General features: G+C 73.2%; 8 protein-coding genes. 4 read left to right on the top strand and 4 right to left on the bottom strand.

The window, feature by feature from the left end; translation table 11 throughout:
* The first annotated feature begins 101 nt into the window (after positions 1 to 101).
* On the top strand, positions 102 to 932 hold the full coding sequence (locus IE316_RS28505; protein ID WP_190207393.1) for an FHA domain-containing protein: 831 nt from the start codon (positions 102 to 104) through the stop codon (positions 930 to 932).
* A 43-nt stretch (positions 933 to 975) separates the two neighbouring features.
* Here IE316_RS28505 and IE316_RS28500 read toward each other — a convergent pair whose 3' ends face one another.
* Positions 976 to 4,713, bottom strand: a complete 3,738-nt coding sequence (locus IE316_RS28500; RefSeq protein ID WP_229910588.1) for a chondroitinase-B domain-containing protein — start codon at positions 4,711 to 4,713, stop codon at positions 976 to 978.
* Positions 4,714 to 5,018: 305 nt separating this feature from the next.
* Between IE316_RS28500 and IE316_RS28495 the strand changes: the two genes are divergently transcribed.
* The 3 genes from IE316_RS28495 to IE316_RS28485 all read left to right on the top strand — a co-directional run bounded on the left by IE316_RS28495 (position 5,019) and on the right by IE316_RS28485 (position 7,149).
* Complete coding sequence (locus tag IE316_RS28495; protein ID WP_190207391.1) at positions 5,019 to 5,534, top strand: hypothetical protein; 516 nt, start codon at positions 5,019 to 5,021, stop codon at positions 5,532 to 5,534.
* Between the two features lie 29 nt (positions 5,535 to 5,563).
* On the top strand, positions 5,564 to 6,571 hold the full coding sequence (locus IE316_RS28490) for a hypothetical protein (protein WP_190207390.1): 1,008 nt from the start codon (positions 5,564 to 5,566) through the stop codon (positions 6,569 to 6,571).
* Between the two features lie 266 nt (positions 6,572 to 6,837).
* Positions 6,838 to 7,149 carry a hypothetical protein gene (locus IE316_RS28485; RefSeq protein ID WP_190207389.1) on the top strand — a complete coding sequence of 104 codons (312 nt, stop codon included), beginning with the start codon at positions 6,838 to 6,840 and terminating at the stop codon, positions 7,147 to 7,149.
* A 20-nt stretch (positions 7,150 to 7,169) separates the two neighbouring features.
* Here the strand turns inward: IE316_RS28485 and IE316_RS28480 are convergent, their stop codons facing one another.
* From IE316_RS28480 to IE316_RS28470, 3 genes are all read right to left on the bottom strand, one after another.
* Positions 7,170 to 9,050, bottom strand: coding sequence for an ABC transporter ATP-binding protein (locus tag IE316_RS28480; protein WP_229910587.1), 1,881 nt, complete (start codon positions 9,048 to 9,050; stop codon positions 7,170 to 7,172).
* A 200-nt stretch (positions 9,051 to 9,250) separates the two neighbouring features.
* Positions 9,251 to 11,440: an SWIM zinc finger family protein gene (locus IE316_RS28475; protein ID WP_190207388.1), complete on the bottom strand. Its 2,190-nt coding sequence runs from the start codon at positions 11,438 to 11,440 to the stop codon at positions 9,251 to 9,253.
* Complete coding sequence (locus IE316_RS28470; RefSeq protein ID WP_190207387.1) at positions 11,437 to 14,286, bottom strand: SCO1167/SCO6262 family helicase; 2,850 nt, start codon at positions 14,284 to 14,286, stop codon at positions 11,437 to 11,439. Before IE316_RS28470 ends, IE316_RS28475 begins: the two co-directional genes overlap by 4 nt.
* Positions 14,287 to 14,380: the final 94 nt, after the last annotated feature.

Here is a 14,380-nt window from a genome sequence, read left to right as displayed (position 1 = left end):
GGCCCATGGGGCCGGACCCGGACCCGGACCCGGCCGCCCGGAGTCCCGCCCCACCCGATCCGCAGGCGTCCCCCGCCCCGCGCGCACCGAGGAGACCAGCGATGCCCTTCTCCAGCAGCCTCGCCCGCGGTGTCGGACCCACCGCGCCCGGAACCCTGCACGCACGCACGGTCACCGGTGACCTCCGCGTGCCGCCCAGCCCGGGACGGACCGTCCGCTTCGGGCGGGGCGAGCGTCCCGACGTGGACCTGGAGGTCGGTGTCGACGATCTCCGGGTGAGCCGCCGGCACGGGGAGCTGACGTTCCGCCAGGGCCGCTGGTGGCTGCGGAACACCGGGCGTCAGCTCGTGCGGCTGCCGCGCGGCCGGTGGATGCACACCACCACCGAGCCCGTACCGCTCACCACCGGGTACACCCCCCTGTTCGTCACGGGTTCCGGGTACCGCGAGCACCTGGTCGAGCTGTACGTGGCCGACCACGACGACCAGGGGCCGGTCTCCCGCCGCCGGGCCGACACCCTGCGGCCGCGCACCTGGGCCCTGGACGACGACGAACGGCTGCTCCTCGTCGTCCTCGGCCAGCGGTACCTGCTGTACGAGGAGGATCCGCGGCCCCTGACGTACGCGATGGCCGCCCGGCAGCTCGTCCATCTGCGTCCGGACGGCAACTGGAACGAGCGCAGGATCGAGTACCGGATCGAGGCGGTACGCCGCCGGCTGCACGGCACCGGCTTCAAGTACGCCCTGATGCACGACCGGTCCGAGGGGCGTCCGTCCGACAACAGCCTGCTGCACAACCTGCTCAAGGGCCTGGTCGAGTCGACGACGCTCGTGCCGCCGGACCTGGAGCTGATGGACGACGCCCCCGACGCCTTCGGCGCCCCCGGCGGCCCCGGCGGCCCGAGCGGCCCGGGCGGAGCGCCGACGGGGTGACCGGTGGCGGAGGCAGCCCCCGCCACCGGTCCTCCCGTCCGTCCTACGCGGCGCCGGGCCCGACGTCCGCCGTGGTGAGCGGGGCCCGGGTGACCGCGGAGGACGACCGCTCGTCGGCGCCGACGTCGACGCCTCCGGTGCGGGCCTGGCCGTCCATGTCGTCGGTCACGAAGGCGTGGCCTCCGGTGCCGGTGTCGATGGCCGGGCTTCCCGAGCCGATCCGGTACAGCGTTCCGTCGGAGGCGAGCAGCGGGTCGACCGCCCTGACGGAGCCGGCGGGCAGGGACACGCCGAGGGTCGCCGATCCGGTCGGCCACGCGATGTTCCCGGCGTAGGTCATGTTCTGCGGCTTCCTGACCTCGTTGATCAGCTTGCCCCGGCTGCCGGTGACCACGTTGTCGGCGATGACCGAGTCGACCGGCGGGAGGCTGTAGTTGGCGCCGATCTCGATGTTCGACACGTTGTTCACGAAGGTGTTGTTCACGACGGTCGCCCGGTAGACGCGCCAGTGTGCGCTCAGCGCGCCGGAGGTGTCCACGTCACCGCCGTCGATCTGCAGCGCGGCGTCGTACCCGCTGCCGGTCAGACCCTCGAAGTAGTTGTTGTAGATCTTGTGGTCCTGGCCGTAGACGCGGATGCCGCCGGTTCCCGCCTTGCCCTGGCCGAGGAAGAAGTTGCCGTAGAACTCGCCGCGGTTCCCGTGCCGCTGGGACAGGACTCCCTGGGAGGCGCGGAAGGTGTTGTAGCGGACGATGTTGTCGTTGCTCTTCACGGAGACGATCTCCGGGTCGCCGTCGCAGTTCTCGAACAGGTTCGACTCGACGACGGTGAATCCGCTCGACCGGGAGATCCCGCTCCAGCCGACCCGGACGGCCTCCATCTCGTTGTCCGCGCGCGGACCGATGTCGCTGAAGCGGTTGTGGTCGATGCGGTCGTACTGCGACTGCTGGGTATCGGATCCGTCGATGGTGATGAAGTTCCCGAGCTGGTGCTTCTCCTCGAACAGGTTGTGGTCGATCCGGTTGTGGTGGCTGCCCGCGCCCTGCACGATCACCCACTTCAGCGAGGACTCCTCGGTCAGCCGGAAGTGGTTGCGGGTCAGCCGTACGTTGTTCGAGCTGGTGACCTTCAGGGTGCTGCTGTTGGTGAACTTGAGCCCTTCGAAGGTGACGTAGGAGGAGTTCGCCACCTCCAACTGCCCGTCGTCGATCACCGCCTTGCCGCGGTTCTTCGCGACGACGGTGATGGGCGCGGCGGCCGTTGCGTTCTTGCCCGTCATCTTGCCGATCGTGTACGTGCCGTCCGCGAGCACGATGCGGTCCCCGGCCCGCGCGTCCGCGAAGGCGGCCTGGAGCGCACCGGAGTCCGCGACCGGGACCGTGCGGACGGGGTCCGGCTCTCCGCCGTCTCCGCCGCCGTCATCTCCGCCGCCGCCGTCGGCTCCGTAGATGTCCGTCTCGGTGATGCTCGTCCAGTCGTTGGACGTGTTGCCGTGGCCGACGATCCGCACGTAGCGGGCCGGGGCGTCGGTGAAGTCGTACTCCTGCTGGGCGCGTGTGCTGCCGCTGCTGACCGTCCGGGCCAGGACGGTCTTCCACGACGAGCCGTCCTCGGACAACTGGACGTCGAACGTGTTCTTCCTGGTGTCCCCCTGGTGCCAGGCGAGCGATACCGACCCGACGGTCCGCACCGAGCCCAGGTCGTAGCGGATCCACGCCCCGTCGCCCTCGGACGACCAGCGGGTGGTGAGATCGTTGTCCAGCGTGTTGGCGGGGACGTTGCCGTCGTCGGGGCTGGCCGTGACGCCCACGACCTCGGCCGGCGAGTCCCCGCCGGGGTCGGTCGGGTCCTCGCCCGACGGCTCGATGTCGTACGTCCGGACCCAGTCGACCTCGAGCACGGCCGGGCGCAGCCCGCTGCTTCCGGTGAAGTTGTCGAGCTGGATGTTCAGGTGCCCCGACGGCATCGTCTGGATGTCGCCCCGGTCGGCGTTCGCGCCGCCCGACTCCCGGAACCACTCGACGCCGTCCACGTAACCGACCAGCGCGTCCGGGGTCCACTCGAAGGCGAAGTTGTGCCACTGGGTCATGTCCAGCGGGCAGAGGTCGTTGCGCTCCTTGTCGTCCGTCGGGCTCTTCGGATAGTGCAGGAAGGCGGTGAGGCACTGCGCGGCGGGGTCGGAGGTCTCGACCCAGTCGTACTCCCCGTTCTCGAGCCGGTTGCCGGCGGAGGGCCAGATCAGGTGCAGTACGTGGTAGAGCCCGCCGTCCGAGCCGGTGTTGCGGGAGCGCGATCGGATCTCCCACCGGCCGTACTGGGCATCGCGCTCCTGCCTGAGCCACCCCGTGTCGCCGTTGGCCTCGCCGCGCATGGTGAGCATGCCGTCGGCGACGGTGCTGTTCTTCGCGCACCGGCGGCCGTTGCCCGCGTGTCCTTCCCAGCATCCCTCGGTGCCGCCGACATCGCCGGTGGGCACGGCCCACTTGGCGGGGTCGACCGCGCCGGTGTAGTCGAACTCGTCGGAGACGGGCAGCGGTGTGCCCCAGCCGTACCGCTCGGCGGCCTCGGTCCCGTCCCCGTCGCCCCCGTCGTCGCCCCCGCCGTCGCTGCCGCCGTCGCCATGGGTGACGTCCAGGTCGTAGATCTTCACCTGGCCGTAGTTGTCGTCGCTGCACGGGTCCGAGTTGCCGCAGTTGGCCTGGGTGTAGGCGCCGGCCTTGAAGTAGGCGCCCGAGTAGTCCTTCGACAGCGTGGTCTGCAACCGGCCGTTGTAGTAGACCTTGGTTTTGCCGTCGCTGACCTCGAACTTGGCCTGGAACCTCGTCCCCAGCTCGTAGTCGTCCGTCACCAGGTGGTGGTGCGTCGTGTCGCCGTCGGTGATGTAGAGCTTGCTGCCCTCCAGCCGGAAGACGGTGACGTCGTCCTCCGCGTCGTGGATCTGCCCGGCGACGACATACGGCCGCTCCTGGGGGACGTCCGTGATGGCCTGGTCGATCACCATCGTGTGTGTGCCGGACGTGGACGACCAACTTGCCTTGGTCTTCCCTGAGTTCGTCATCTCCCGCAGTTCCGAGCGGGGGTTGCTGGAGCCGCTGGTGGTGACCCCGTTGACCGGGGCCCGGAACCGGACGGCCGAGCAGTCGTCGGACGTGACGAACCACGGGTCGTTCGCGTACGTGGCGAGTTCCGGCTGGTAGACGTTGGTGGGGGACTCCTCCTCGCCCACCGGCAGCCCGATGTACCAGTTCGTCAGGTCCAGTACATCGGCCGGGTACGCGCAGGAGCCGCCACCGCCGTCTCCGCCGCCGCCGTCGGCGCCGTAGATGTCCGTCTCGGTGATGCTGGTCCAGTCGTTGGACGTGTTGCCGTGGCCGACGATCCGCACATAGCGGGCCGAGGTGTCGGCGAAGTCGTGGCTCTGCTGCTGCAGTGTGGTGCCACTGCTGGCCTTCCGGTTGACGACCGTGGTCCACGACGAGCCGTCCGCGGACGTCTGGACGTCGAAGGTGCTCTTCCTCCTGTCCCCCTGGTGCCAGGCGAGCGACACCGACCCGACGGTCCGCACCGAGCCCAGGTCGTAGCGGATCGACACCCCGTCGCCCTCGGCGGACCAGCGGGTGCTGAGGTTGTTGTCGAGGGTGTTGGCGGGGACATTGCCGTCATCGGCGCTCGCCGTGACGCCCTTGACCTCCAGCGGAGCGGGGTCGGCGGCCGACGCGACCGGGTGGAGTACACCCGATACTCCGACGGCGGCCGCACCCGCCAACAGCGCGTGCACCATGCCTCTCATAGGGCCTCGCTTCGATTGACAGCCCCGGGCGGCCGGGACGGCCGGCCCGGGGCCGGACGGTTGTGGTCGGTAACCGCACGGCGGCGCACCACACGGTGGCGCTCCACAGCGGCAGTACCGTGACAGACGGGTGACGGGACCCCTCCCGCGTCACGGGCCGCCGGGTGAGCGCGGCATGGGCGGGTTCGGTGACCGGGCGCCGGTCGGGTAGATCTCGATCATGCATCTTTCATGGTCATGACATCCATCAGGGTGTGAAGATCCTTCTCGCTCAATGACCTATCGATGGAGACGCGATGAGGACTGCCCGCTTCAAGAGGAAGATCGCCGCCTGTGCCACGTCGTTCGCGGCGCTGGTGGGTGCGCTGGCGACCGCCGGTCCGGCGGAGGCCGCGGAGTACACCGTCATGGACAACTGCGACGTTCCCTGGATCACCTGCTCCTACGGTGACCTGTGGCTCTTCTACAACTCCAAGGACATCGCCGTCCAGGACGGCTACTACAAGTCGGCGTTCACGATGTTCTACAGCAATGTCTCCGACCACTGGGGCACGAGCCAGTACCAGGGCTCCTCCCTGTCGACGTACCGGTACGTCTTCGGCAACGGCGGCAACGGCAACGGCCAGTACATGAAGAACAACGCGGCCTCCGTGCAGAACTGCGCCCGGGACGACAACTACCGCGTGTACTACAACTCCGGCTACGGCGGCACCTCCCAGTACTTCGCGAAGAACGGGCCGTACGGGGACTGCAACATCACCGATCTGATCTCCGCCCTGAAGAACAACAACGCCTCCTCCCACTTCGCGTGATCCGCCCACTCGCTCAAGGACACCTCCCCGTGACGCACCTCAAGCGGTCCGCCGCCGCGGTGGCCCTCGCCGCCTCCGCCCTCCTGCTCAGCGCCTGCTCCTCCGCGCCCGCCCCCGACACCACGGCCAACGCGGCCGACGGCCGGCCGGTCGTGGACAGGGGCAACTGGCCCGAGAAGGTCCCCACCCACGGCCTGACCAAGAACCTCAGCCTGCCGCTGGAGACGTACATGGCCTCCTACGAGGACCAGGTCACCGTCGAACAGGCCGCCAACGACCTCCAGCGGGCCTGCATGAAGGAGTACGGCATCGACCTGGCGCTGCCGCGCGCGGGCGCCAACCCGCCGCCCAGCGACAACGACGCCAACATCGAACGCCGGTACGGCCTCACCGACCGGGCCGGCGCCGAGAAGTACGGCTACGAGCTGCCGCCCGAGCTGCTGGTACACACCAAGCAGTCCATGCGTGAGCTGTCCGACGTGGAGGTCGAGGTGCTGACCGGCCACACCAAGCCCGCTCCGGTCAAGGCGCCGAAGGCGGGCCAGGCGGTGGCCGCGCCCGGTCAGCGGACCGAGCCCGCGCGGGCGGAGGTCAACGGCAAGAAGGTGAAGGCGGGCGGTTGCGTCGGCTGGTCCAAGGCGCGGCTCGGCGCGCCGGAGGCCGACCCGGTGCTCGTGGCGGAGCTGGCCGGGGAGAGCCTGACGCGGTCGATGAAGGACGAGAAGGTCGTCGACGCCATCGCCGCGTGGTCCTCGTGCATGGCCGGCCAGGGACACGCCGGGCTCGCCGATCCCTACAAGGCGATGGACCAGGGTGTCACCCAGGACCAGCGGCCGACGCCGGAGTCCATCGCGCTCGCGGTCGACGACGTCGACTGCAAGGAGAAGACGAACCTGGTGAAGATCTGGTTCGGCGTGGAGTCGGCGATCCAGGACCGGCAGATCGCGGACGACAAGGACCGGCTCACCGGCATCAAGGAGCGGCACGGCAAGGAAGTCGCCGCGGCGCGGCAGCAGATGACGGCTTCCGCGCGGTGAGGACCGGTCCGGTGACGGTCGGTGGGCCGGTGGCGGTCGGTGGGCCGGTGACGGCCGGTTCGAGGGTGCGTGGGTCGGGGGCGGTGCGGGTGGTCGTCCTGGTGGTGGCGGGGGTGCTGGTCGCCGGGTGTACGGCCGGGGCCGCCGACGGCAGCGCGTCGCCTCGGCGGTCGGCGAACCCCGGTTCCATGGGTACTCCGACCGCGACTTCGGCCGCGAGCGCGGAACCGAGCGGTACTTCCGCGCGTCCCTCGCCGGTCCCCTCGGTGCACTCCGAGGGCGGTACCCGGGTCCTGGAGTACGGCGATCTGGTCGTGCGGGCCACGCCGGAGGGCGACGGGGTGCGTACCGAGATCGCGGTGACCAACACCTACCAGCGGAAGGCGACGTACTCGGTCCAGATCACCGTCGCCGACGGTGCGGGCTGGACCGCGTACGACCGGTTCTGGCTCCAGGGTGTCCCGCCGGGTGCGACCCGGCGGGACGAGGCGGTGATCGGTTCGGCGGAGATGGGTCCCGCGCCGCGGGTGCCGAAGATCTACGTCGACGAGTTCAGCCCTCTCGTCGACGGGGAGTAGGCCGGGGATCTTTTCGGTGCCTACTCGGTGACCTGGACGGTGGTCGTGCGGGCGGGCGGTGACGTCCTGTCCGGGTCTTCGAGGGGTCCGGTCGTGAGGGGCGGTTCGGGGTTCTCGCCGAGGAAGCCGCCCGACTGGTGCTGCCAGAGCTTGGCGTACGCACCGCCCGCGGTGAGCAGTTCGGCGTGGCTGCCCTGTTCGACGACACGGCCGTGGTCGAGGACGACGAGCCGGTCCATGCCGGCGACCGTGCTCAGCCGGTGGGCGACCACCAGGGCCGTACGCCCCTCCATCAGCCGCCACAGGGCGTCCTGGACGAGGAGTTCGCTCTCCGAGTCCAGCGCGCTGGTCGCCTCGTCGAGCAGCAGGATCGGCGCGTCGCGCAGGATCGCGCGGGCCAGGGCGACGCGCTGGCGCTGGCCGCCGGAGAGTTTGACGCCGCGCTCCCCCACCAACGTGTGGAAACCGTCGCGGAGTTGCTCGGCGAACTCGGTGACGTGCGCGGCCGCGGCCGCCGCGTACACCTCGTCGTCGGTGGCGCCGGGCCGGGCGAAGGCGATGTTGTCCCGCAGGCTGCGGTGGAACATGGCGGGTTCCTGGGGGACGTAGGCGATCAGTGAGCGCAGATCGGTCTGGCGCAGCCGGCTGATGTCCTGGCCGCCGATCAGGATGCGTCCGCCGTCGAGGTCCGACATCCGCAGCAGCAGCCGGGTGAGGGTGGTCTTGCCGCCGCCGGACCTGCCGACCAGGCCGATCCGGGCCCCCGCGGGCACCTCCAGGTCGAGTCCCCGGAAGATCGGCTCGGCGCCCGCGTGGGCGAAGGTCACGCCCTCGAAGCGGATGCCGGTGTCCGCGGGCGCCAGCGGTTCGGGGTCCGCCGGGTCGAGCACGGTGGGCGGGTCCAGCAGCAGTTCGGTGAACTGCGCGGCCTCGGTCATCGAGCTCTCCAGCCGCCGGTAGATCTGGTTGAACTCGAACATGATCTGGGTGGCGTTGGAGTAGTAGGTGAACGCGACGACGACCTCCTCCACGCCCCGGCCCGGGCCGCCGAACGCGATGGCGACCAGCAGGCCCAGCACGTTGGTCAGGACGGACATCGGGGCGATCAGGGTGTCGACGCGCAGATTGCCGTAGTCCCACGACCGCAGGGTCAGGCGCCGGGAGTCCGCGACCCGGCTGCGGTGTTCGTCGGCCTCCCGGCGCTCGGCCGCGAACGCCCGGATGGTCTCCATGTTCATGAGGCTGTCGGCGACATGGCCGGAGACCCTCGCGATCGCCGCCTCACGGTCGTTGACCAGCCGCTGCCGGCGCCGGATCACCGGGGTCGCGATCACCACGGTCAGCGCCATCATCACCAACAGGCCGACGACCAGCATCGGTGCGTAGCCCCACAGCACCACCGCGCCGAACACCAGGGGGACGAGGCTGCCCACGATCCGGTACGTCACCGTGTCGACGAAGTCCTCGAAGCGCTTGCCGAAGCTCAGCACCCGCTTGGTCAGGGAGCCGGCGAAGTTGTCGTGGAAGAACGCCGCGTCCTTGGCGAGGAGTTCGTCCATGCCGCTCACGTACAGGTGTTCCATACCGAGGGCGTCGACCCGGTTCAGGCAATGCTGCCCGACCCGCCACACCCCCTCGGCGGCCAGCAGTGTCGCGCCGAAGCCCAGCACGTACGGCAGGGCCGCGGCGAGGGTGAGGCCGCCGTCGCCCGCGGCCTGTCCGGCCAGTTTGGCGATCAGCAGCGGGGCGATGTAGCGGATGCCGATGTTGCCCACGGCCGGGAGCAGCAGCGCGGGCAGGGCCAGCAGGCGCAACCGCCGCAGTTCCCGGCCGTAGTGGCGCAGTGCCAGGACGACCGCGCTCCGGCCCGGCGTCGGTCCTCGTGCATCGGTAGTTCCCATCACACTCCCGAAGGTGGGGAAAACGGAAGTTTCCCGTCACCGGGGACGCCCGGTCCAGGCGTTTACGGCGGATCGGCGAGAACCGGACACCGTGGCGCGGAGGGCCCGGCGGCTGGTCAGGGGCGCCTGGAGGCAGCGGGCGCCGTCCCGGGGGCAGTGGGTGCCGTCCCGGGGGGGGCAGCGGGCGCCGTCCCGGGCGTTCACTCCTCCGTGGGTGCGCCGAGGCCGGTGAGGGCGCCCACCGGGTCGAGATCGGGGGTGCCTCTGGGCCACCAGTCGTCGCGGCCGGGCTCGGACTCGTAGGCGTACCACAGGCCGTCCCGGCCGAGCCGGAGCTGGACGTGGCCGCGGGGGTGGGTGAGGCGGTTGCGCCAGGGGCGGAAGGCGGGGAGGTCGGCGGCGAGCAGCAGCGGGCGGGCGCGGTCGAACCGGCCGGCCGGCGGGTCCCACGGCTCCTCCAGCACGCTGAGTCCCTCCGGTCCGCCCTGGCGCCAGGCGGCCACCGCGCGGGCCAGCTCGGCCGGGGAGCGGCCGGCCGCCCCGGCGAGGGAGGAGTACAGCGCGCGGGTGCCGGCGGTGAGGCCGGAACCGGGGCGGGCCGCGGCCAGCCGGACCGCGTCCTGCCACAGCGTCAGCCCGCCGACCGGATCGCGGCCCGTGGTGAGCAGGGCGTGGGCGCGGGCGGCGGCGTCCGTGGCGAGCTGGTCCAGGGCGAACGGGTCGGGACCGCCCGGGGCCGCCGGATACGCCGGGGGCTGCTCGGGGTGCGGGGGCGCGGGCAGCGGCGGCGGAAGGGGCGGCAGCGTGCGCGGGGCCAGGGCCTCGGCGGCCCGTACGCCGGGCAGGGCCCCGGGGTCGCGGTCCTGGGCGGCGCGGGCCGCGCGGGCGGCGCTGAGCCGGGACAGCGCGTCGAGCAGTTCGCGCTCGCCCCGGCCGCGCAGCAGGAGCAGCACGAACGGGTCGGCGTCCAGCAGCCGGGCCGTCTGGTAGCACAGCGCCGCGGCGTGCTTGCAGGGGTGGCCGGAGTCGGGGCAACTGCACTGCGGGGCGAGGTCGCCGGGGCCGGGGAGCAGCGGGACGCCGCAGTCGGCGAGGGAGTGCGGCAGCTCCTTGTCCAGCAGGGCGGCGATATGGCCGGGGCGCTCGGCGGCGGCGTCCAGGAAACGCTCCCAGTCGCTGTCGTCCAGCGTGCGCAGCCGCACCTGCACGCGGTACGGCCGGGCGCGGCTGCCCTGGACGTAGGCGAGGACGAGTCCGGGCGTGACGGTGATGGCGTCGACGTGGCCCCGCTCGGCGTACCCGCGCCCCCGCGCCAGCCGCTTGACGTCCAGCGCGCCTTCCTCCAGTGCCTCGACCCAGGCGTTCCCCCACCAGGTGTCGGCGAACGCCTCCCCCGCCGACGGTCCGGCCGGGAACGCGGGGAAGGTCCGCCGCAGCTCGCCGTCGCGGTCGGGGGCGGCCATGGAACGGGGGGTGGTGGGGCGGGAGGGTGAAGCGGGGGCGGGCTCGGGAGCGGGGTGGGGCTTCGCCGGGGCGGGGCGGGGGCGGGTCGGCTGCTCGGTGCGGGTCTCGTCGGTCAGGGCCTCGTCGGCCGGGGCGTCGTCGGCGGGGAGGCGGAACGCGCCCGCGAGGAGGTCGCGTACGGCGGCGGCGCGAGCGGCGGGGCCCTCGGGGCGGGCGGCGGCCGGCGCCGGGCGGGCCGGGCGGTGTCCATGGCCGGTGCGTTGCGCGGGCGCGTCCGGCCGGGCCCGGCGCGCGGCCCGCAACGCCTCACGGGCGCGGTCGCCGGGGCGGGAGGCGGCGTCGGGGGCGGGTGCGCTGCGGGGACGGGAGGGTGGATCCTCTTGAGTGGGAGCGTCGGGGTCTACTGAGGTGCCAGGGTGCTGGGTGGGGGCCCCGGTGTCGGCGTCCTCGGCCGGAACGCCGGCGTCCGCGGCCGAGGAGTCGGCGGGCTGGGCGGGCTCGGCGGGCACGCCCGTGCCCTCGGTCGGCGCGTCGGCGTCCCGAGGCGTGCCGGTCGGCGCGTCGGCGTCGGCGTCCTGAGGCGTGCCGGTCGGCGCGTCGGCGTCGGCGTCCTGAGGCGTGCCGGTCGGCGCGTCGGCGTCGGCGTCCTGAGGCGTGCCGGTCCGCCTGGCGGACATCGCGCGCCGCAGTGCCGCGCGGGCGGCGTCGCCGGGACGGGGCTCGGCACAGCGGTCGGACCCGGACCCCTGCGTAACGTCGTCCGGCAGGTGTTCGGACGTCGAGCGCGGAGGCGCGTCGGCGGACAGCTCGGGCATGGGCGGCGCAGGGGCGCCTGCGGACTCTCCGGCCTCCGCGGACGCGGCCTCCCGTCGTTCCCGTGCCGCCCGCAGCGCGCGGCGGGCCTCTTCCGAGGGGCGGGGGCTCATGTCGGCCTCCGGAGGGAGACGAGGTCGGACAGCTCGCGGTCGGTGAGTTCGGTGAGGGCCGCCTCGCCGGAGCCGAGGATCGCGTCGGCCAGGGCCCGCTTGGCGCGGAGCATGTCGGCGATGCGGTCCTCGACCGTGCCCTCGGTGACCAGGCGGTGGACCTGGACGGGCTGGGTCTGGCCGATGCGGTAGGCGCGGTCGGTGGCCTGTTCCTCGACGGCCGGGTTCCACCAGCGGTCGAAGTGGACGACGTGTCCGGCGCGGGTGAGGTTGAGGCCGGTGCCCGCCGCCTTGAGGGACAGCACCAGGACCGGGGTGGCGCCGTCCTGGAAGCGGTCCACCATGCGCTCGCGCTCGGCCACCGGCGTACCGCCGTGCAGCAGTTCGACGGGAACGGCGCGGTCGGTGAGGTGGGCGGTGAGGATGCGGGCCATGCCGACGTACTGGGTGAAGACGAGTACCGAGCCGTCCTCCGCGAGGACCGTGTCCAGAAGTTCGTCGAGCAGGGCGAGCTTGCCGGAGCGGTCGGTGGCGCCGCGCGGGCGGCGGTGGTCCTCCTTGAGGTACAGCGCGGGGTGGTCGCAGATCTGCTTGAGGGCGGTGAGGAGCTTGAGGACGAGGCCCCGGCGGGCCATGCCCTCGGCCGTCTCGATGGCCAGCATCGACTCGCGGACCACCGCCTCGTACAGCGCGGCCTGCTCGCGGGTGAGGGGGACGGGGTGGTCGGTCTCGGTCTTCGGCGGCAGTTCGGGGACGATGCCGGGGTCGGACTTGCGGCGGCGCAGCAGGAAGGGGCGGACCAGCCGGGCGAGGCGGGCCGCCGCCTCGTCGTCCTCGCCGGACTCCACCGCGCGGGCGTGCCGGGCGCGGAAGGACTTCAGGGGGCCGAGCAGTCCGGGGGTGGTCCAGTCGAGGAGGGCCCACAGCTCGGAGAGGTTGTTCTCCACGGGGGTGCCGGTGAGGGCCACGCGGGCGGGGGCGGGGATGGTGCGCAGCGCCTTCGCGGTGGCCGAATAGGGGTTCTTCACATGCTGGGCCTCGTCGGCGACGACCATGCCCCAGGGCTGTGCGGCGAGGGTGGCGGCCGCCGAGCGCATGGTGCCGTAGGTGGTGAGGACGAAGCCGCCGTCGAGGCCGTCCAGGGTGCGGTCGGGGCCGTGGAAGCGGCGGACGGGGACGCCGGGCGCGAACCGGGTGATCTCCCGCTGCCAGTTGCCCAGCAGGGAGGCCGGGCAGACCACCAGGGTGGGTTCGCGGCGGGCCCGCTTCAGGTGGAGGGCGATGAGGGTGACCGTCTTGCCGAGGCCCATGTCGTCGGCGAGGCAGCCGCCGAGCCCGAGGGAGGTCATCTGGTCCAGCCAGGCCAGGCCCCGGAGCTGGTAGTCGCGGAGGGTGGCGGCGAGGCCGGGCGGCGGCTCGGCGGGGCGCGGTCCGGCGGTGAGCCGGTCGCGGAGGGCGGCCAGCGCGCCGACGGGGACCGCCTCGACGCTCTCGCCGTCGACCTCGGCGGTGCCGGTGAGGGCGACGGACAGCGCGTCGACGGGGTCGAGGAGGCCCAGGTCGCGCTTGCGGGCGCGGCGGACGAGGGCCGGGTCGACCAGCACCCACCGGTCGCGGAGGCGGACGACGGGGCGGTGGGCCTCGGCCAGGAGGTCCATCTCGGCCTCGGTGAGCGGGTCGCCGCCGAGCGCGAGCTGCCAGCCGAACCGGAGCAGGTCCTCGCTCTCGAAGAAGCCGGTGCCGTCGGTCGCGGAACCGGGCGCGGGTCGGACCACGGCGGTGGCGGTGAGGTCCTGGGCGAGGTCGCGGGGCCAGTGCACGGCGACGCCGGCGGCGGCGAGCCGGGTGGCGGCGACGCCGAGCAGGTCGGTGACCTCGTCCTCGGACAGGGCCAGCACATCGGGCACGTCCTGCTCGGTGAGCCGGTCCAGCGGGGGCCAGACCCGGGCGGCGCGGCGCACCGCGAGGGCGGTGTCGACGCGCGCGCGGGGACCGAAGGCGGGGTCGGCCGCGCCCGACCAGAGGTCCGCGGCGTCGGCGACCAGGGTGGGGTCGGCGAGGCTGTGCACCTGGACGACGGCGGCACCCGCGCCGCGCCCGCGCCCGGCGTCGCCCTCGCCGTCCGCGTCGAACAGGGCGTACGCCGACAGGTCCAGGCGGAGGGAGATCCGTACGCCCGCGTCCATGCCGGCGGCGACCTCGGCGGCCCAGTCCCGGGCGGCGGGCAGGTGCTGGGCGGGGCGGGCGGCGAAGGGCCGGCCCAGGGCGTGCGGCGCGGCGGCGGTGCGGGGCAGGGTGTCGGCGACCGCGTCCAGGAAGGCGCGGATCAGCGCGCGGGGTTCGGGGAGCCGGACGACGCCCGGACCGTCCAGCGGGACGGCGTGGCCCTCGGGCGGCAGGGCGGCGGCGACGGCCCGCAGGTGGGCGATGTCGTCGGGGTCGAGGGGTCCGGCCCGCCAGGCGTCGTGGCCGGTGGCGGTGAGGCCGGGCAGCAGCCTGCCCCGCGCGACGAGCCGCAGGGCGTGCAGGGCGGCGGCGCCCCAGCAGGCGGTGGCGGGGTGGGCAGCCGGGTCGTGCCGGGCGGCGGTGAGCACGGGCAGCGCGTCGTCGAGGGGGAGGACCAGGGCGGGGACGCTGCGGCGGCGGACCCCGGCGCCGTGCCGCCGTACCACCGTCAGCGGGACGGAACCGGCGGGCAGCTCGCCGCCCTCCGGGTCCCAGAAGGCGACGCGTCCCTCGCGCGGGAGCGGGGCGGGCAGGAAGACGGCGGCGAGCCGGACCGGGACGGGCCCGGCGGGGTCTCCCGCCGCCGTCGTCCGCTCGGCCACCACGGCCGTGTCACGCATACGTCCTGCCACCTCCCGCCCATGAGCCGGATCACTTGTCTTCGACTCTACGGGCGGGGTCTGACAATCGGCTCCGGCCCCTGCCGGGACCCGG

The sequence above is a fragment of the Streptomyces fumanus genome (genome assembly GCF_014655295.1).
Lineage (GTDB): Bacteria > Actinomycetota > Actinomycetes > Streptomycetales > Streptomycetaceae > Streptomyces > Streptomyces fumanus.
Note: the sequence above shows the minus strand (reverse complement) of the source record. Positions and strands in the feature narration are given on the sequence as shown.

Bases quoted from the DNA above. Each gene is read 5' to 3' on its own strand.
- IE316_RS28470 (WP_190207387.1), bottom strand. From the start codon at position 14,286: ATGCGTGACACGGCCGTGGTGGCCGAGCGGACGACGGCGGCGGGAGAC.
- IE316_RS28500 (WP_229910588.1), bottom strand. From the start codon at position 4,713: ATGGTGCACGCGCTGTTGGCGGGTGCGGCCGCCGTCGGAGTATCGGGT.
- IE316_RS28475 (WP_190207388.1), bottom strand. From the start codon at position 11,440: ATGAGCCCCCGCCCCTCGGAAGAGGCCCGCCGCGCGCTGCGGGCGGCA.
- IE316_RS28505 (WP_190207393.1), top strand. From the start codon at position 102: ATGCCCTTCTCCAGCAGCCTCGCCCGCGGTGTCGGACCCACCGCGCCC.
- IE316_RS28480 (WP_229910587.1), bottom strand. From the start codon at position 9,050: ATGGGAACTACCGATGCACGAGGACCGACGCCGGGCCGGAGCGCGGTC.
- IE316_RS28495 (WP_190207391.1), top strand. From the start codon at position 5,019: ATGAGGACTGCCCGCTTCAAGAGGAAGATCGCCGCCTGTGCCACGTCG.